17 protein-coding genes are annotated in these 18,924 nt (G+C 37.5%); 10 read left to right on the top strand and 7 right to left on the bottom strand.

What is annotated here, in order from left to right; translation table 11 throughout:
* Positions 1-846: 846 nt before the first annotated feature.
* From FS875_RS02390 to FS875_RS02365, 6 genes are all read right to left on the bottom strand, one after another.
* Positions 847-2,826, bottom strand: coding sequence for a MacB family efflux pump subunit (locus tag FS875_RS02390; protein ID WP_144752539.1), 1,980 nt, complete (start codon positions 2,824-2,826; stop codon positions 847-849).
* Between the two features lie 3 nt (positions 2,827-2,829).
* Positions 2,830-4,050 (bottom strand): efflux RND transporter periplasmic adaptor subunit, encoded by a 1,221-nt coding sequence (locus tag FS875_RS02385; protein WP_144752536.1) that lies wholly within the window; start codon positions 4,048-4,050, stop codon positions 2,830-2,832.
* Complete coding sequence (locus FS875_RS02380; protein WP_144752533.1) at positions 4,047-5,525, bottom strand: efflux transporter outer membrane subunit; 1,479 nt, start codon at positions 5,523-5,525, stop codon at positions 4,047-4,049. The genes FS875_RS02385 and FS875_RS02380 overlap by 4 nt, the downstream gene beginning before the upstream one ends.
* Before the next feature lie 68 nt (positions 5,526-5,593).
* On the bottom strand, positions 5,594-6,403 hold the full coding sequence (locus FS875_RS02375; protein WP_144752530.1) for an exodeoxyribonuclease III: 810 nt from the start codon (positions 6,401-6,403) through the stop codon (positions 5,594-5,596).
* Positions 6,404-6,436: 33 nt separating this feature from the next.
* Positions 6,437-7,048 (bottom strand): LolA family protein, encoded by a 612-nt coding sequence (locus tag FS875_RS02370; RefSeq protein ID WP_144752527.1) that lies wholly within the window; start codon positions 7,046-7,048, stop codon positions 6,437-6,439.
* A 1,460-nt stretch (positions 7,049-8,508) separates the two neighbouring features.
* Complete coding sequence (locus FS875_RS02365; protein WP_144752524.1) at positions 8,509-10,959, bottom strand: FtsK/SpoIIIE family DNA translocase; 2,451 nt, start codon at positions 10,957-10,959, stop codon at positions 8,509-8,511.
* An 800-nt stretch (positions 10,960-11,759) separates the two neighbouring features.
* On the opposite strand from FS875_RS02365, the gene FS875_RS02360 reads away from it, so the two are divergent.
* On the top strand, positions 11,760-13,037 hold the full coding sequence (locus tag FS875_RS02360) for a ubiquinone biosynthesis hydroxylase (RefSeq protein WP_144752521.1): 1,278 nt from the start codon (positions 11,760-11,762) through the stop codon (positions 13,035-13,037).
* Between the two features lie 1,192 nt (positions 13,038-14,229).
* Here FS875_RS02360 and FS875_RS02355 read toward each other — a convergent pair.
* Positions 14,230-14,517, bottom strand: coding sequence for an H-NS histone family protein (locus tag FS875_RS02355; RefSeq protein ID WP_120121343.1), 288 nt, complete (start codon positions 14,515-14,517; stop codon positions 14,230-14,232).
* A 128-nt stretch (positions 14,518-14,645) separates the two neighbouring features.
* Here FS875_RS02355 and FS875_RS02350 point away from each other — a divergent pair, with 128 nt between their 5' ends.
* The 9 genes from FS875_RS02350 to trwL (FS875_RS02310) all read left to right on the top strand — a co-directional run bounded on the left by FS875_RS02350 (position 14,646) and on the right by trwL (FS875_RS02310) (position 18,917).
* On the top strand, positions 14,646-15,260 hold the full coding sequence (locus FS875_RS02350; protein ID WP_144752518.1) for a hypothetical protein: 615 nt from the start codon (positions 14,646-14,648) through the stop codon (positions 15,258-15,260).
* Positions 15,260-15,904: a lytic transglycosylase domain-containing protein gene (locus tag FS875_RS02345; protein ID WP_144752515.1), complete on the top strand. Its 645-nt coding sequence runs from the start codon at positions 15,260-15,262 to the stop codon at positions 15,902-15,904. Before FS875_RS02350 ends, FS875_RS02345 begins: the two co-directional genes overlap by 1 nt.
* Before the next feature lie 126 nt (positions 15,905-16,030).
* The gene (gene korA, locus FS875_RS02340) at positions 16,031-16,333 is read left to right on the top strand and encodes a KorA family transcriptional regulator (protein WP_144752512.1); all 303 of its coding nucleotides are present in this window, start codon (positions 16,031-16,033) and stop codon (positions 16,331-16,333) included.
* On the top strand, positions 16,293-16,610 hold the full coding sequence (gene trwL, locus FS875_RS02335; protein ID WP_144752509.1) for a VirB2 family type IV secretion system major pilin TrwL: 318 nt from the start codon (positions 16,293-16,295) through the stop codon (positions 16,608-16,610). The genes korA and trwL (FS875_RS02335) overlap by 41 nt, the downstream gene beginning before the upstream one ends.
* A gap of 137 nt (positions 16,611-16,747) precedes the next feature.
* The gene (gene trwL / locus FS875_RS02330; RefSeq protein ID WP_144752506.1) at positions 16,748-17,077 is read left to right on the top strand and encodes a VirB2 family type IV secretion system major pilin TrwL; all 330 of its coding nucleotides are present in this window, start codon (positions 16,748-16,750) and stop codon (positions 17,075-17,077) included.
* 138 nt (positions 17,078-17,215) lie between these two features.
* On the top strand, positions 17,216-17,542 hold the full coding sequence (trwL, locus tag FS875_RS02325) for a VirB2 family type IV secretion system major pilin TrwL (RefSeq protein WP_144752503.1): 327 nt from the start codon (positions 17,216-17,218) through the stop codon (positions 17,540-17,542).
* Positions 17,543-17,678: 136 nt separating this feature from the next.
* Positions 17,679-17,996 (top strand): VirB2 family type IV secretion system major pilin TrwL, encoded by a 318-nt coding sequence (trwL, locus tag FS875_RS02320; RefSeq protein ID WP_144752500.1) that lies wholly within the window; start codon positions 17,679-17,681, stop codon positions 17,994-17,996.
* Positions 17,997-18,132: 136 nt separating this feature from the next.
* Positions 18,133-18,456, top strand: coding sequence for a VirB2 family type IV secretion system major pilin TrwL (gene trwL / locus FS875_RS02315; protein ID WP_144752497.1), 324 nt, complete (start codon positions 18,133-18,135; stop codon positions 18,454-18,456).
* Positions 18,457-18,593: 137 nt separating this feature from the next.
* The gene (trwL, locus tag FS875_RS02310; protein WP_144752494.1) at positions 18,594-18,917 is read left to right on the top strand and encodes a VirB2 family type IV secretion system major pilin TrwL; all 324 of its coding nucleotides are present in this window, start codon (positions 18,594-18,596) and stop codon (positions 18,915-18,917) included.
* Positions 18,918-18,924: the final 7 nt, after the last annotated feature.

The following is an 18,924-nucleotide window of genomic DNA, read 5'->3' as shown; positions in this document are numbered from 1 at the left end:
AAAATACCTTCAATTATCGAATCTAGACCAATTCACCAACGCCTCTTGTTCTACCTAAAAGGTTTAAAATATCTTAATTTTAATATGTTCTTTCTATCCTTGACGACATGATATGAGCAAATCTCTTTGCCCCCCCAAATTATATGATGCCCCAAGCTATATGATGCATTGACTGATGTCTCCTCCCTTATGAAAATAAAAGGAAAGTGTAATGATTTTAAAAATATTTTTTTGTTTTTTGTAAAAAGACACAATAAAGTGCGCGATAATTTTAGGATTAAGCTTAAAAAATGAGAGGCTTGCCACCTCTCAAACTTTTTTTATCCCCCTCACCAAAATCATGAAATCAAACCGGCATTTTACGCAGTTGCGTCTTACAATCACACACCCCCTTACAAAAACACCGATAGCATCCTTATCGCAAACAACAAAAATAGCTTGTTTTATCTCAGCCCCCAAAATGAGATGAAACAGAAAAAAATCAATCTCTTAAACAAATAAGTCTAAAAAAAGCTAAATTATGCGCATGAAAAAACGGCAAATACTTCGAAGAGTTTCAAATCTCCACTCTTCTTATACCAACGGCTGTAACAATATTGAAGAGCAGTGTATGATAGTTTCTGTTTACTCCTGATCAAACCTAAAAAGGGGCGTATACTATAAATTTTATAGTCTTCATGATGCCTTTAGCCAAACGATATTTAGTGTAAAGGAAGGCATATTCCCTTTAACGAATGAAGCGTTTTTTAGGAAAAAATAGCAGATCACTAACGTTTCCTATCCATGCTTTACTTTACAGACACTTCATCCGATATAACAATCAACATATATTAAATTAATAAGGGCTTAATCACGCGAGAGTGCAACAACAGGGTCAAGCCGTGAAGCTTGCCGCGCTGGCGAAAAGCCAAAACATATCCCGATGAGAGTGGAAAAAGTAAGGGATATAATGATTGAATCAATCGTATAAACGAGGTGGATTGGTGCCTTAAAGAGTACAAACAAACCACCGATAGAAAGTCCTAAGAGAACACCCAATCCACCACCAATGACACAAACCAAAATTGCTTCAATCAGAAATTGCTGCAAGATATCACTTTGGCGTGCTCCAACAGCCATACGCACCCCAATTTCATTGATCCTCTCCGAAACCGTGACCAGCATAATATTCATCACCCCAATACCACCCACAATCAGTGAAATAGCAGCAATAGAAGACACCAAAAGCGTTAAAATCTGTGTACTTTCTGTGATACGATCACGAAAGGCCTGAGAATTTCTAATGAAAAAATCTTCCCCACCATGACGCATAATAAGGAAACGCTTCACCATATTCTCGGCTAAATTTGAATCAACATGATCGGCGATCTTCACAGTAATGGCCCGAACTTGAGTTGTACCAAGAAAACGCGTTTGTAAGGTTGTATAAGGCAAATAAACCTGCAATGTATTTGAAGTATCTCCTCCCATATGTTGTGGATCTACCACACCAATAATGCGCGCAGGAACACTGCCCAAATGAACAATTTTCCCTATGGGGCTCCCATGACTATGAGGGAAAAGCACCGAAAGTGCTTCCTTTTCGATAATAAGATCAACCGCCCGCTCATGCACACTTTTTTGATCAAACAGCTGCCCTTGAACAGCTTTAAGTCCCTGTGTTTGAAAATATTGTTCTCCTACCCCAGCAATGATAGCATTGACTTCAACCCCACCAAAACGAACCACAGAACTTGCTGAAATCTGAGGTGTTACACCAGCAATATAAGGTAATTTAGAAAGAGCTTCTGCATCCGCCTCCACCAAACTGGTTATTTTCTCTGCTTGTGGATCAGAGAGGCTTTTTCCAGGTAAAATGGTTAATGTGTTAGAGCCCAAGCTTTTAAAGTTATCCAGTATTTTTTCCCGCGTACCATTTCCCAAAGCAACCATGGCAATAATCGCCCCAATACCGATAATCACCCCAAGCATTGTTAAAAAAGTTCGCATACGATGTGCATTCATCGCCAACAATGCCATGACAAATGCTTCACGAAAACGTTCAACAAAAGAACGAAAAAAACCCAGTGTTTTTTGATCTTTTAGATTTTCTTGCTCCTGAAGAGACTGAGTTTTTGTTTTTACACCTTTTGAGAGCTTATCAGCAATAATTTCTCCATCACTGATTTCAATAATACGATCTGCTCTTTTAGCCACTTGCATATCATGCGTTACAATAATAATGGTGCGCCCTTCTTGGTGAAGCTCATCCAAAATACGCAAAACTTCTTGCCCACTCTGTTTGTCGAGTGCACCGGTTGGCTCATCGGCAAGAATAACTTCCGCATTATTCATCAATGCACGCGCAATAGATACCCGTTGTTGCTGCCCCCCTGAAAGTTGATTGGGACGATGATTAATTCTCTCTCCCATACCTAAGCGTGTTAAAAGCTCTTCAGCACGTTTTTTTCTCATATCCGGTGCACAACCTGCATAAATAGCAGGAATTTCAACATTGCCTAGGGCGGTTAATTCATTCAATAAATGATAGCGCTGAAAAATAAATCCAAAATGATTACGTCGTAAAGCTGATAATTCATCAGCAGAAAGAGAAGCAGTTTCTTTTCCTGAGATCCAATAACGACCAGAACTTGGTCGATCAAGACAGCCCAAAATATTCATCAAGGTGGACTTCCCAGAGCCAGAAGCCCCCACAATTGCCACCATTTCCCCACGCTTAATGGTTAAATTGATATCCCTTAAGACAGTAACAAATGTTTCACCCGCAGGAAATGTGCGCACAATATTTTCTAAAACGAAAACAGCCTCTGCTTTTTCTGCTTTCATGACTTAATTCTCATCTTCACTGTGTTCATCAGGGATTTCTGGCATCACACCATCGCGCGAACCAGTAATAACCACATCCCCCTCATCAAGCCCTGAAGCAATCTCTGCCATCACTTTGTTATTAAGCCCTACAGTCACTTGTTTTGCCACTACTTTATTTTCCCCCACCAACACTGAAACCCATGCTTTTCCTTCTTTTGTTTCATCACGCAAAGCATCACTTGGAACCAGCAAAACATTCTGAGCACGTCCTAAAATAATATGCACTTGAGCAGTCATATAAGTTCGCAAAAAGTTGTCTTTATTATCAACATGCACAATCCCATTATAATAAATTGCTGACGATGGGAAAGAGCTCCCTCCTAAACCAGGGTTAATACTCACATCAGCACGAATGGATTCAGGTGCTGGTTCAACCCTTTCTAACGTTCCCTCATAACGACGATCTGCATTACCCAATACCGTAAAATAAAGAGGTTGCCCAGCGCGAACTTTAAGAATATCGGCTTCCGAAATTTGTGCTTTAATTGTCATCTTTGACAAGTCACCTAAAATAACAATTGTGGGCGCCGACTGAACAGCATTAACATTCTGACCTTCTTCAACAACTGTTGCCAAAACCGTTCCCGCTGAAGGAGCCGTTATTCGTGTATAACCAAGATTAACTTCTGCACTCTCCACATCAATTTGAGCTTGTACAATCTGTTGACGCAGTTGAACAATTTGCGCTTCGCGTATTTTCACCTGTGTCACGGCATCATCAAAATTAGCTTTTGAAATTGCACGCGATTCGATCATTTTTTTCTGCCGTGCTAAATTTTTCTGCGCAAGGGCAAGATAAGCTTCTTGTTCCATTAAATTTGCATGATAATGCGCTAAGGCTGCTTTTTTTCTTTTAAGATCATTTTCTTGGTCTGTAGGATCAATTTCTGCCAAGAGATCTCCCTCTTTCACAACACTTCCTGGAAAAACGCGCATGGATACCACCCGCCCTGTAGCACGCGCCCCAACCGCCACTAATCGATAAGGGCGCACAATCCCAGAAGCCAAAACACTTTCTTCAATATCCCCACGCTTCACCACAGCTGTCATATAGGTTGGCGTGGATGTTCCAAAAAAAACGGAACGGAGCCAGAAAAAAATGATAATAATAAAGAGAGAAATAAGAAAGAATGAAAGCTTTTTGCGTTTTGTAATGAAATTTTTGATGAAACTTTTTTTCATTGCCCTACCTTTGCAAGTGAATGGGAAACACCATCAACGACTTCCGGACGTGACACATCAACGACACCATCCCATCCACCACCTAATGCTTTCATCAGAGCAATATATTGGGTAGCTAAAGCAATGCGGCTATCTTTAAGTGCCATTTGCGCAGAATAATAGGAACGATCAGCATTTAATAATTCAAGAAAACTGGTATTGCCATTTTCAAAAAGACTTTGTGAAAGTTGTAAAGAATGCAGAAAAGCTTTATTTGCAACAACAAGCTTTTGTAAACGCTGATGTTCCTTTGTTAATCTCACGAGCGCATTTTCAACATCTTCTAAAGCCCTTAATACAGCAGAGCGATAAGTAATAAAAGCCTGATCGCGCTGCGCCCGCGCCATCGCAACAGAGGCAACAATCTGTCCCCCATTAAAGAAGGGGAAACGAAGACCAGGTCCAAAAGACCAACCAATTGTTGAACTTTTCCATAATTGGTCTATGGCTGTTGCTGCTGTTGAAATATTCCCCGTTAATGTAAGTGAGGGATAACGCTCTGCCTCACGTTGACCAATGCGGGCTGTTGCTTGTGCATATTGGCGCTCTGCCCGTCGTAAATCAGGACGTGACAACAAAATTTCTGCCGGAATTCCTGCTGGTATTGGCCATTGTGGTTGTGGAATTTTTACGTGTTTGGCATTTTTTTGCAAAAAGTCCTTCAAAGCCGTAGGCACACGACCGGTTAAGACAGAAAGGCGATGCATACTCATTTCTAGACTTGCTTCCATCTGAGCGATATCAGCTTCTGTATTGGCCATTTGGGCTTTTGCGTTTGAAACGTCGAGCTCAGAAATATCACCCACTGTTAATTTTGCCTGCATCAATTCATATGTTTTGCGCTGCGTTGCAGCAATTTGCCGCACAATCAATAACTTTTGTTGCCAACCACGCATTTGAACATAATTTGTTGCTACATCTCCTAACAATACGACCATCGTCGCACGCATATCTTCTACCGAAGCTTCAAGACCATAACGCGCCGCTTCAACGCCTCGCTTATGCCCTCCAAAAAAATCAAGCTCCCAACTTGCATCAAATCCACTACGATACTGGTTCAATGGATCAGTTTGTTCAGAGCCGCTACGCGTTCCTGAAATCGTATTTGACACACTTGGCAACAAAGATCCCACCACTTGCCCTAAACTCGCACGTGCTTCACGAACCCGCGCTTTGGCAACCGCAACATCATTATTTCCGGCAATTGCCTCATCCATTAACACATTTAAAACCGGATCATTTAACTGTCGCCACCACCCTGCAAGGGAAATTGAACGCTGAGATATCTGCGCAGACTGCTGTCCCCACTTAGAGGGAACAGAGAAAAATGTCTTATGATAATTCGGACCAACCATACATCCTGACAAAAGAAAACAAAGTAAGATACTAGAAAGCAATCCACGAGAAGCGCCCCTTTTGAGATTTTTGATATGCATCTAGTCTCCCGCATTCTTTCAGAATCGTTATGTAATATTAATACTTTATTTACCTTGTTATTTCAAAATTAACGTGAAAAATCAAATACTGTTTGCACAGGAATGTGATCTGAAGGACGCTCCCATCCGCGCGCATCACGAAAAGTCGAAAGATCCGCTACAAAAGGTGCTAAGTCTGGAGACGACCAAATATGATCAAGCCGGCGCCCATAATCGGTCAACGCCCAATTGCGCGCACGATAACTCCACCATGTATAAAGTTTAGTGGGAACAGGGATATGCAACCGCATGAGATCAACCCATCCGCCCTGACAACATAAATTTTGTAAACGCTCGGTTTCAATGGGTGTATGGCTTACAACCTTCAACAGTTGTTGATGTGACCAAACATCCTCTGCTAAAGGAGCAATATTCAAATCGCCCAGCAAAAGAGAAGACAGCCCCTCTTCTTGATCAGCACGAATAAAAGACATTTCTTCTAAAAAATCAAGCTTATGACGAAATTTTTCATTCACCTCAGCATCAGGAATATCACCCCCAGCGGGAACATAAAAATTATGAATCCGCATCAATTTACCATGGATTTCCACAATCACTGAAATATAGCGACAATCTTGATTTTGACAAAAGAAACGCTTGTTCACCTTTTTAAAAGGCAAACGAGAAACTATTGCCACCCCGTTATAAGATTTTTGTCCACTCAGTGCGATATACTTATACCCTGCTGCTTCAAAAGCCTCCACCGGAAATAAAGCATCAGGACATTTTGTTTCCTGTAGACACAAAACATCGGCCGGAAAGAATTTCAAATATTGAAAAACCTGTGCAAGGCGCAAACGAATAGAGTTAATATTCCAAGTTGCAATACGAAAGAACATCTGTTTCAATCCCAATGACGTAACACTATTGCTTCATTTCTTTGAAGGAAGTGTAAACATTCCCTGAGCGAAACGAACGCCTGTTCGCACATTCATAATCTGCACTGTCGTTTCCAAGTTTTGTTGGTCAACAATTGTCCACTGCCGTAAAGCAAAGCTTTTGGAATCAAACACCATTCTTATTTGCCCAGCCCCAATCGTTTTATCACGCAGAACAATCGTCACAGCCCCTGGATCTTCACGAAATGCCAACAAACGCCCAGATGATACGTCAATTTTATCATCCAACAAAAACTTCATTGGCGTTTGTGAAAGTTTTGAAAAGTTCCAAGTATTTAAAGCCCGATTGTTAATACCCACAAATTGACCATCCGCAATGATTTGTAGAGGTATTTTCTTATAAATAAAGCGAATTTTCCCCGGCCGCTCAAGATAAAATGTTCCTTGAGACATTTTCCCCTTTGGACTAAATTGGACAAAGTCACCTGTCATTGTTTTGATTGCCGCAAAGTGATTAGCAATATTCTGTGCTTTTGCCACCTTATTAGATGCTTGCGAAAGAGCAGGAAAAGTTAAACACCAAAAGACAAGAATTCCCATAAAACAAAAGACTTTTCTTTTTTTCGGTAAAAAAGACGTTTTCATAAAAAATGCTCCCAAACAATATCAAATCGATTTTATCATTTATAATTAAGTCATCACAATGATGAATAAATACCCTGCTTTATAAGATAAAGATATTGTTTGAAAACACTATCAAAAAATTTTTAAAAGTATTCTTCTTCGATAGGTACCAAAATTTTCTGCTTAACCCTATGATTTTCTGGACAAACGATACCTCCTTCTTTCATCTTTTCAAGCAATGTTACTGCTCAATTATAACCAATACCCAAACAGGGTTGAATATAAGAAATTGAAACTTTAACATTACGAAGCACAACAATAACAATTCGACAATAGAAATCATTCATTGAAGAAAACGCCAACGAAAAATCCTTCTTTATTTCTTACAATCTCTTGGCGATCTCTTTTCCAAACCAATACCATCAAACACGTGTGCCAACCCTAGAATGCCGCGACAAGCCCTTGAACTATTGAAACGGTTCAAAACAAACATTTTTAGTTCTTTTTCAATCATTTTTATCCACACAGAACTCCCCACCCGTAACCTGTAAGCGAATAGTTTTAGTTAATTCGATACAAACAGGTTTGAAATGAAAGAATCTTACGATATTGAGGTCTCTTATTCAAAATGAGTAATGCGATATGATTATAAATCAATGCATTATATAAATAATAAGCCTGCTCTTGAGTTTTTAGAAATCACCCCAATTTCTTAACTTTTCTGCTAATTGGCTAAACGTATAATCTCTTCTTTTCCATCCCTAATCCATAAAGCTACATGAATTATAGTCAATACGCAGATGGAGTTAAGTTTTAAACATATTACTCGCGGACCTAAAAACTTTTTTCAATGACTCAATGGAAAAAATGCTTCTTTGACTTACCATACACCCATAAAGAATAAAGAATTCTCAACCAATCCGCTGTGTAAACAATTTGGAGCTTGAATCACAAACAGCTCAAAACCTGCCTATAAACCCGCTTTACGAAGTCGAAATCTACTTTTGTGGTTCTAGAAAGCTCCTCTTGGCTTCTCTCTCTATACAATTCACTTAAACAAAAGCTCAACAGACGAGCCCTTTTCTAAAAGCAAATAGGCAAGTCACATGATACAACTAGTTTCGCCGTGAAGTTGAACGGCGAGAACAGAAAAAATACTTAAATATCAAGCCGTTCATGCCTTTATACCACCGCACCTCGAATGATACTATTTTACATCAATATATTGTTATAATGATATAATCATCATTTTTTAACTGAAATCATAACGCTGAAGATTGCAAGATACTCCCTATATATTACATCAATTCAAATTATTTACTTGCACGTTACAAAAAGCTAACATGCAAGTAAAGTGATATAAAATAAGGAATATCTCTTATGAAAAGTCTCAAATGCTATAGGCCTATCACAAATTGAGAACTTGTGTACGATGACGCGAGCTTTCTACGGTAGAATAAGGCAATGATGATAAAGATTTTTCAAAAGCGTTCTTCTTCAGCAGGAACTAAAATTTCTCGTTTCCCTGCATGATTTGCTGGACTAATGATACCTTCTTCTTCCATCCTCTCAATCAATGTTGCAGCACGGTTATAACCAATCCCTAAACGGCGTTGAATATAAGAGGTTGAAGCCTTACGATCACGAAGAACAATAGCAACAGCTTGACTATAGGGATCATCTGCTGAAGAAGAAGCCGAAGAAACATCAGCACCATCTTCTTCAACTTCTTGGGTAATTGTTTCCAAATAATCAGGTCGTGCTTGCGCTTTAAGATGCGCCACAATCTGCTCCACTTCATCATCCGCAACAAAAGGTCCATGCACACGCTGAATACGTCCTCCTCCCATCATAAAAAGCATATCTCCTTGCCCCAATAATTGTTCAGCCCCCTGTTCGCCTAGAATTGTGCGGCTATCGATTTTCGAACTCACGGAAAAGGAAATGCGTGTAGGAAAATTAGCTTTGATCGTCCCCGTAATAACATCAACGGAAGGACGCTGTGTCGCCATAATCACATGAATACCGGCAGCACGTGCCATTTGTGCTAAACGTTGAACCGCGCCTTCAATATCTTTCCCCGCGACCATCATCAAATCAGCCATTTCATCGATAATAACAACAATATAGGGCATAGGACTAAAATCAAGAGTTTCCGTCTCATAAAGAGGCTCACCAGTCTCATGATCAAAGCCCACTTGAATGGTACGCACCATTGTCTCTCCTTGACCTTCTGACTCCTTGAGACGTGCATTAAACCCATCGATATTGCGAACGCCAAGTTTTGACATTTTACTGTAGCGTTCTTCCATTTCACGGACAGCCCATTTAAGCGCAATCACAGCTTTTTTAGGATCTGTCACCACCGGTGTTAACAGATGGGGAATGCCATCATAAACCGAAAGTTCAAGCATTTTCGGATCCACCATAATGAGACGACATTGTTCAGGCGTCATACGATAAAGCAATGATAAAATCATTGTATTGATAGCAACAGATTTTCCCGATCCTGTTGTACCAGCTACCAAGAGATGCGGCATTTTTGCTAAATCCGCAATCACAGCTTCCCCGCCGATAGTCTTTCCCAAAGCAAGCCCTAATTTGGCTTTACTTTCAACAAATTCCTGCGCTTGCACAATCTCCCTTAAATAAACCATCTCCCGCTTTGCATTGGGTAATTCTATTCCAATCACATTGCGCCCAGGAACCACAGCAACACGGGCAGAAATCGCACGCATCGAGCGCGCAATATCATCTGCTAAACTAATGATACGAGAAGACTTAATGCCAGCCGCCGGTTCAAATTCATACAAAGTGACCACGGGTCCAGGACAAGCATCTATAATTTTTCCTTTGACCCCAAAATCTAACAAAACCCCTTCAAGTTCTTGAGAGTTTGCTTTCAAAGCAGCAGGAGAAAGTTTTGCATCCTTAACAGAGGGTGGTGGAACCGATAGGTAATCTAAAAGTGGAAGAACAAAACCACCATTTGAAGAAACTGTTAAAGATTTCAAACCACGACTTTTAACAGAAGAAGAAACATGAGCTTTACTTCGATTTTCCTCACACTTTTCTTTTTCACCCAAAAAAGTTGGTTCAATCCGATCAAATGACTTGCCTTGCCTCTTACTTTGAGAACACCTTTTAAAACAGAAGAAACGAAAAAAACGCGCTTGTAAAAAATAAAAAAGATGTAAAAGAGCGCCAAAAGTTGTGGCAAAAAAACCATGCTTCTCACGATCATTCTCTGCGGTATATTCCACATCTTCTTCCATCTCAAAAACCGGATCAACAACTTCATTTTTTGGAATGCTTTTTTCCTTTCTTTTCTTTGCTTGACGCCGCCATATCACATTACCAGCAAAAGCAGCAGTAAAAAAACCTAAAAGGATAAAAACAACACTGAAGAGCCCTCTGTAAAGCGAAGAAAGAAAAAGAGGAAAAATTGAAGAAGCAACATTTAAAGCTTTATCTCCTAAAACCCCTCCCAATCCCATAGGTAAAGGCCAATGGGTAAAAGAAGCAACAGGTGTCATAAGGGCAAAAGCCATTAAAAAACAAATCGTTGATACTACCCATAAAAAAAAGCGCAAAGTCAAATTGTAGATATTCTTTTGTGCCAATAAAAGAAAAGACCAAAATAATGGCGGCAACAAAACAGCAAGACTTGCCAAGCCAAAAAACTGCATAATAAAATCTGAAAAAATTGCCCCCAGCCACCCCATAAGGTTTGTCACCTCATTTGTACTTGCATGGGTTAAAGAGGGATCAGCAACATTCCACGTCGCCAAAGCAAACACACAAAAGATAATAAAACCCAAAAGCCCAAGCCCAATAAATACGCCAATCTGACGTAAAAACATCTCAACAAGTCGAAAACCTTGAGAATCTCGGGATTCCAATGAATCATAAGGAGAAGAACTTCGGTGCATCCATCAATTCCAAATATAAAACTTTCATATTCAAAGCGTTATAACTTCCCCCTTCTCCTAAAAAAGGACGAAGCCTACACTCAGCGCCGATCTGTAAACGATCATCTGTCAATAATCCAACTTCTTAATCTCGTGTATTCTGCCTTTTTCCCACTTCATGTCGTTAACAAACCATCATCTGAAAGGCCAGTCCTTACATAAAGCACGAAAACAGTCCTACCCTAAAATATTATCACACGAACAACAAAAAACACTCATGTATAAATTTTTACATGGGTTATAGAGCTTACCATAAGCCCTATCACCCCCTCAACAGAAGGTTAAGCTACACCATGGTAACAGTAAAATATTAATACCGTTTTAACCATCACAAATGAACACTATTTTCCTTATCCATCATCCTTAATGTACCCTTTCAAAACACGCCTCTTAAAGGACATTTATACAAATTTAAAAATACATTCTCATCTTTGTCTGATTTTAGTTTTCTTTTCTATCAACCAAGTGTAAAAAGAATTAAAGAGGACATTCAAAAAAGGCTGATCCAATAAATTGTAAAGTGAGTCACACAAGTAAAACAAAAGCGCTCTAAAACACTAACCTGTTATGAAATTAACACCAAAAAGACATTTCTTTCAAAGAGAAATCTCTTCTTTATAAAATAGGGGAAAAAGTAAAAATCAAAATAGTGTAGATCCGTTGAAAGAAAAATATTCTTTTTAACAGAAAGCAAGCTTTAAACAATGGAAGAATCCTCGTAAATAATAGAAGTAGCCCCATAAAATAATGGAAAAAGCATTGTGTATTCTAATCACCATAAAGATATAAAACCCCATAAGAAAATAAAAGCTCATAAAATCAAACAATGTGATCTTCTCATTGCAGGGGGGGCGGTTGTCGGTTTAACACTTGCAATAGCACTCAAGCAAACAGCCCCTAAACTGAAAATAGAAATCGTTGATGCTGCTCCACAAGGAGATATTCCTGCTTCTAACATACGAACCATTGCCCTTGCTGCTGCTTCTGTTCGTATGTTCAAACAATTGCAATGTTGGGACTCTATCACTCCCTCTGCGCAACCCATTCACTCAATGATCATCACAGATACAAGCACAAATGATCCTGTTAAACCTCCTCTTTTAACCTTTGAAGGTGACATTACCCCTGGTGAACCCTTTGCAACGATGGTAGAACATCGAGAACTGATCAATACTTTAAAAAAACGTGTCAAAGAACTCAATATCCCTGTTATCGCCAACACTCGTGTCATTGATTTTCATCAAGACAACCAACACACAACTGTCACTTTAGATAATGAAGAGGTTTGGCAAACAAAATTGCTTATTGCTGCCAATGGTGCCCACTCGACATTACGCCAAAAAGCAGGTCTTAAAAACTTTTCTCACCCCTATAAACAAACAGCAATCATCTGCACAGTTGAACATGAAAAACCCCATAATGGTCAAGCAATTCAACATTTTTTACCGGCCGGCCCATTCGCTCTTCTCCCGCTCAAAGGCAACCGATCCGCCATTGTGTGGAATGAAGATCATAAAACCGCACAATATTACCTCAAAGCTGATGCACTTATTTTTGAAACAGAGCTTGAAAGACGTATTGGTCATCGATTAGGAAAACTCTCTTGGAATGGCGAACGTCAAGCTTTTCCGCTAAAACTTTCTTTAACACGTCAATGCGTCCAGCCCCGTTTTGCGCTCGTTGGAGATGCTGCCCATACCATCCACCCTATTGCAGGACAAGGACTGAATTTAGGATTACGCGATAGCGCTGCCCTTGCTGAAGTGATTATTGAAACAGCACGATTAGGTCTTGATATTGGCTCCCTCACCGCTTTAGAGCGCTATCAAAGCTGGAGACGTTTTGAAATTGTCCGTATGGCTTTAAGCAATGATTGGCTTAACAAACTATTTTCGAACGATAACTTTTTCTTACGAATGCTTCGCGATACCGGTCTTGGAATCGTTAATCAAGCGCCAAAAATAAAAAAATATTTCATTCAAGAAGCTGCTGGCCTTACCCCAAATGCACCCCGTCTCCTAAACGGCTTTCCGCTTTAAGCAAAAATTCATACCCTTTTGCTTTTCACAACCTTTGACTTCTTTCCTCCCTCACAAAAAGGCAAAGACTTTCATTCAATCCGGTCTGTAAACAATCCGGATTCTTGTCACGCAAATTTCCCTTGATTTGCCCTTCTCATATTTCACTTAGCCATAGGGCAAAAAAACAAGCCATACTTTAAGAGTATTCACCACACACTGAAAAAACATCTCATGAAAGCAATCTTATAACACTTCAAATGGCGCTCTTTCACAGCAAAACAAAATAAATAAGACTTACTTTATCAGACAAACTATAACTTATAAGGAACACTTCATTATTCTTATGTAGAATGAGAACAATGAAGAGCGTAAAATGCCCTTATTTTCAATCTTTCTCTTTTTGAATCAATCAAAATCACCCTTTGCGCATCACAAATGGAATTAAAATATGGATAACAAATGATCAAAGAAAGGAATCAAAACCTCTCATACCCCCCAAGTCTCAAGAGCTTTCGAAACATTGAAAGTTAGAAAAGTGTATAATGGCGCCGACTTATATTTTTTATTGAATTAAAAATAATGGTGCAGAATAGAGAAAAACTTTTATATTGTATTATTTTAACCGCACCATAAAATAGCCTTAGATCATTAGAAAGTATTTTTTTTTAAAAAGCATATAAATTAGCAACACAAGTATAACCTATTTTGAAGTATTCTATTTTCAAAGGAAACCCTTCAATTTATATGAAAATGCCACAATTAAAAATCTGATATATAACAAAATGTTCCGTACTCTATACCAAGGAGTGCACAACATTGGGGCTAGCAAGTGTAACCACGGCGTTGGCGTACTGCTTACACCATAAATTCTTTCAATTTAAACCCTTTTTTGTAAAGAATCAATAAAACCATTTATTTGCATAGAGTAAAAAAGAGGTAAAGTTCCCCCTCTCTCAAATGCCAAAAGCAATTATAACGTTTTAAACTAGCAAGCGTAATAATAATGCCAACTTATGACAAAAATACCTTTTTCATTTAGACACATTTGTCTTTAGTTTTTTATTATTTTATTTGATACTTCAATAGGTTAATATATCTATTCAGTATTTTATACAATCAAATGAGCAAAAAGAGCCTACTTCTCATATTCATATCTCTTGATATTCCCTTGCCTTATAAATATCGCACATGTGTTATGCTACTTCTATTGTTATGTTACTTCGAGTTCATCAAGTGTATACCCATTCTCCAACCACTCTTTAATCCACTTAGGTCTCCGTCCACGCCCATTCCATAATTCCCATTGATTATTGGGGTTCCTATAATGGCGCTCTTTACTCACAAGATCAGCAATATCAATTCCATGGGTATTAGCAATTTCAAGAATTTTTCGTCGCGCATTCTGCTTTTCTTTTGCTTGCCGTTTTTTCAATTCCACATCAATTTGTGTACGCATCTCTTTTAATTCATCAAAATTCATATTTTTGAGATCATTCACCTTAATTACTCCCCTTGCAAAAAAGAATTGTCCTTTGCCATATTTTAAACACAATTATAGACAATTTTCGTCTATTTATTATCAAAATTAAAAATACGATACATATATCACTTTGACGGAGATGTGTTTTGTACCACAAAGAATTGCTTATTTGTGTATCAGCTTCCACCATTGCATCCTTTTTCAGTTTGGTTGCTGAAATTGGAAAATGCAGTGCGCAAATTCCACCACATCTCCCTGACTCTCATGAATCAGGTGTCAAAAGTAAATATAAATCACCACTCTATAAACTATGGCAATATGCAACAAAGAACAAGCCCTCTCCCTATAATGATAGTGTAATTCGTTATAACAATACGCGCTACCCTCAAATAGAAAAAGTTTTGAATTGGTATAAATGTTCTTTAAGTTTTTTCTTGCAACAAAGAAATTATATAAAACAAGCAGCTTCAAGAGAGTTCCCAAAATCATTATTGCTTAAAAGTCGTACTTTTTTCCTTCATTCCAATAATATCAATTGGAGTGGTCAGCTCTATTTTACAGTATACACTGATCTTGCTTCTTGGATATTTATATATATTACAAATCTTCTCAGAAAAGAAAAAAGTCACCACCACAAGGAATATTCTAAGCAAAATAATTTTGTTTTGCAAATTTATAAAACCAAGAAACAGCGACAAAAAGCACTAAACAGCATTGGCATCTGTATCAATAAAACTCTTCATAATAAGGTGTATTGCTGATGATTGTTCCAGATTTTACAATGTTTACTGCTTCATACATATCCGATACCCCTCGTCTAGTATCTTCAGCTCTCATCGAACAAAAAGCGCGGAATAATGCTTATATAACAGGTAATAATGATAAATTATTCCCTCAGTTATCTATGCTTAGAGAAGAAGCTAAAGAAACAGCAATAACTGAACAGTTTAAACAAAATAAACATAATTTTGACGTAATTTTTGAGCAAATTGATGTTGAAAATATGAAATGGCTTTCTTTTTTTGGAGCATTTGACTTTTATAGAAATCTTGCGTCTAGACAAAGCACTTTAACTTATTGTTATGAGCAAACAACATCAAAGTGTATCTTTGAAAAAGTAACATTGCGGTCTACACTGAGTTTTTACAACACAGAAAACTTAAACAGTGATACTGATATGCAGATAGTTGCTTCATATATCGGGGTAAAAGCTGCTGCGCAAAGTGATGAAGATTTACAGGAGCCTGTAAGGCTTAAAAAAGGAGAACCGGAGCAGGCAACTAAAGTAGATTCTCTTCCTCTTTCTTCAGAGGAATTAGAAGATGCGTTTGCGCATAAAGAAAGTAATGGCCGTGATGCTTTTGCCACGGAAGATACTGCTTCATCGGCAAAGCAACTAGAGTGATAACTGGTATTTTTATAAGTGAAAACTAGAATTTTGGTAGGGTAGTATAATGAAAGCTAGATAAGAAAATATTAAAGCTCTAATTAGTAAGATTAGACAAAATCTCTTCTAATTGAGGGCAAAAGAATGAAAATGATAGAACAAAACAGCGTTGATATAGCATTTAGTCAGAGAGCGGCACGTGAAATTACAGTTGTTATGCGCTCGGAAAGGGAATGGTATTTTACGTTTGTTGCCGATGATCCAATCACCGGAAAACCTAATAAATATACATTACTTACACAAAGAGGAAAATTAAGAACTTGGGCTGACCCAAAATATCTTTTTAAGTTTCTTCATGAAAGAGGGGTTATTTGTGGGAGTTTTAATCTTAATCAGGATAAAGAACATGAAACAATCAAATATTCTTCGCACAACAGCTCGCAATAAAATTACTGTATTTTCTGCAGCCTTAACTGTGTTTTGTATGGATAGTTCTGCTTATGCCGCAGTAGCAACTTTAAAAAATGCAGAGACGGCTTTAGAGGGGTTAAGGGACGATTTAAAAATTATTATCCCTCTTGCTGCTGGTGTTATACTTTTATGTCTAGCAATCGCTTATGCAGGACGTTACATCGAAAAAGGTACATTCATAAGATGGGCAGTTGGTGTTATTGTCGCTGGTTCAGCAGCTGAACTTGCTGATCTATTATTTAAGAGAGTTTAATTGTGGCAATCGTGTAATAAAGGCAGCTTATAAAAAGCAAAATTTATCCATTAATTATAAATAAACCAATAACAGTTTCATTTATACTGAAGATATATAATATAAAGTGTTATTTATAAGATTAATAAGAGTGAAATATGAAACAATTAAATATTCTTAAAACAATAGTTCGTAATAAAACTACTCCAATCTCTGCAGCTTTAACTGTATTCTTTATGAATGATTTTGCATATGCTAATCAAAGCCCGAAAACTTTGACAAATGCAAAGAAGGCTTTAGACGGTTTAAGTAGCGATTTAAAGATTATTATTCCTCTTGCTGCTGGCGTTATACTTTTATGTCTAGCAATCGCTTATGCAGGACGTTACATCGAAAAAAGTACGTTCATACGATGGGCTGTTGGCGTTGTTATCGCTGGTTCAGCAGCTGAACTTGCTAAACTATTATTTAGTGGTAGTTCAGCTTAATTGTGGTAATCATGTAATAAAGATAATTTATAAAAAGCAAAATTTATCCATTAATTATAAATAAACCAATAGAAATTTCATTTATACTGAAGATATACAATATGAAATGTTATTTAAAAGCTTAAATAAGAGTGAAATATGAAACAATTAAATATTCTTAAAACAATAGTTCGTAATAAAACTACTCCAATCTCTGCAGCTTTAACTGTATTCTTTATGAATAGTTCTGTATCTGCTGCTGCTAATGACCCGACAACTTTGGTAAATGCAAATAAGGCTTTAAAGGGCTTGAAGGAGGATTTAGAGAAACTGATCCCTCTTGCTGCTGGCGTTATACTTTTATGTCTAGCAATCGCTTATGCAGGACGCTACATCGAAAAAAGTACGTTCATACGATGGGCCGTTGGCGTTGTTATCGCTGGTTCAGCATCCCAACTTGCTACACTGTTATTTTCTAGACCTTAATTGTGGCAATCATGTAATAAAGATAATTTATAAAAAGCAAAATTTATCCATTAATTATAATAAACTAATAACAGTTTCATTTATACTGAAGATATACAATATGAAATGTTATTTAGAAGCTTACTAAGAGTGAAATATGAAACAATTAAATATTCTTAAAACAATATTTCGTAATAAAACTATCCCAGTCTCTGCAGCTTTAACTGTATTTTTTATGAATAACTCTGCATATGCCCAAGTGACTCATTTGACAAATGCAAAGAATGCTTTAGAAAAATTACAGGGCGATTTAAAGATTATTATTCCTCTTGCTGCTGGCGTTATACTTTTATGTCTAGCAATTGCTTATGCGGGGCGCTACATCGAAAAAAGTACATTCATACGATGGGCAGTTGGCGTTATTGTCGCTGGTTCAGCAGCTGAACTTGCTAAACTGTTATTTGATAGAGTTTAATTGTGGCAATCATGTAATAAAGATAATTTATAAAAAGCAAAATTTATCCATTAGTTATAATAAAATAATAACAGTTTCACTTATACTGAAAATATATAATATAAAATTTTATTTAGAAGCTTAATAAGAGTGAAATATGAAACAATTAAATATTCTTAAAACAATAATTCGTAATAAAACTATCCCAATCTCTGCATCTTTAACTGTATTTTTTACGGATAGTTCTGCTTATGCCGCAGTAACAACTTTAAAAAATGCAAATAAAGCTTTAGAGGGTTTAAAGAAGGACTTAAACGTACTTATCCCTATTGCCGCTGGTGTTATACTTTTATGTCTAGCAATTGCTTATGCGGGGCGCTACATCGAAAAAAGTACGTTCATACGATGGGCAGTTGGCGTTGTTGTCGCTGGTTCGGCATCCCAACTTGCCACACTGTTATTTAGTGGTAATTCAAGTTAATTGTGGCAATCATGTAATAAAGACAACTCATAAAAAGCAAGTTTTATCCATTAATTATAAATAAACCAATAGCAGTTTCATTTATACTGAAGATATATAATATGAAATGTTATTTAGAAGCTTACTAAGAGTGAAATATGAAACAATTAAATATTCTTAAAACAATAATTCGTAATAAAACTATCCCAGTCTCTGCAGCTTTAACTGTATTCTTTATGAATAATTCTGCATATGCTACTGATCCGAAAACTTTAAAAAATGCAAAGATGGCTTTAGACGGCTTGAAGGGTGATTTAGAGAAACTGATCCCTATTGCTGCTGGCGTTATACTTTTATGTTTAGCAATTGCTTATGCAGGGCGCTATATCGAAAAAAGTACGTTCATACGATGGGCAGTTGGCGTTGTTGTCGCTGGTTCGGCATCCCAACTTGCTACACTGTTATTTTCAGGTAATGCATAAATTAATA

It is taken from the genome of Bartonella saheliensis (assembly GCF_902162175.1).
This window is presented reverse-complemented; position numbering and strand designations above follow the sequence as displayed.

What these genes read in the sequence shown, in the direction of transcription:
- FS875_RS02390 (WP_144752539.1), bottom strand. Translation starts at nt 2,826, where the DNA reads ATGAAAGCAGAAAAAGCAGAGGCTGTTTTCGTTTTAGAAAATATTGTG.
- FS875_RS02385 (WP_144752536.1), bottom strand. Translation starts at nt 4,050, where the DNA reads ATGAAAAAAAGTTTCATCAAAAATTTCATTACAAAACGCAAAAAGCTT.
- FS875_RS02380 (WP_144752533.1), bottom strand. Translation starts at nt 5,525, where the DNA reads ATGCATATCAAAAATCTCAAAAGGGGCGCTTCTCGTGGATTGCTTTCT.
- FS875_RS02375 (WP_144752530.1), bottom strand. Translation starts at nt 6,403, where the DNA reads ATGTTCTTTCGTATTGCAACTTGGAATATTAACTCTATTCGTTTGCGC.
- FS875_RS02370 (WP_144752527.1), bottom strand. Translation starts at nt 7,048, where the DNA reads ATGAAAACGTCTTTTTTACCGAAAAAAAGAAAAGTCTTTTGTTTTATG.
- FS875_RS02365 (WP_144752524.1), bottom strand. Translation starts at nt 10,959, where the DNA reads ATGCACCGAAGTTCTTCTCCTTATGATTCATTGGAATCCCGAGATTCT.
- FS875_RS02345 (WP_144752515.1), top strand. Translation starts at nt 15,260, where the DNA reads ATGATTGTTCCAGATTTTACAATGTTTACTGCTTCATACATATCCGAT.
- korA (WP_144752512.1), top strand. Translation starts at nt 16,031, where the DNA reads ATGAAAATGATAGAACAAAACAGCGTTGATATAGCATTTAGTCAGAGA.
- trwL (WP_144752509.1), top strand. Translation starts at nt 16,293, where the DNA reads ATGAAACAATCAAATATTCTTCGCACAACAGCTCGCAATAAAATTACT.
- trwL (WP_144752506.1), top strand. Translation starts at nt 16,748, where the DNA reads ATGAAACAATTAAATATTCTTAAAACAATAGTTCGTAATAAAACTACT.
- trwL (WP_144752503.1), top strand. Translation starts at nt 17,216, where the DNA reads ATGAAACAATTAAATATTCTTAAAACAATAGTTCGTAATAAAACTACT.
- trwL (WP_144752500.1), top strand. Translation starts at nt 17,679, where the DNA reads ATGAAACAATTAAATATTCTTAAAACAATATTTCGTAATAAAACTATC.
- trwL (WP_144752497.1), top strand. Translation starts at nt 18,133, where the DNA reads ATGAAACAATTAAATATTCTTAAAACAATAATTCGTAATAAAACTATC.
- trwL (WP_144752494.1), top strand. Translation starts at nt 18,594, where the DNA reads ATGAAACAATTAAATATTCTTAAAACAATAATTCGTAATAAAACTATC.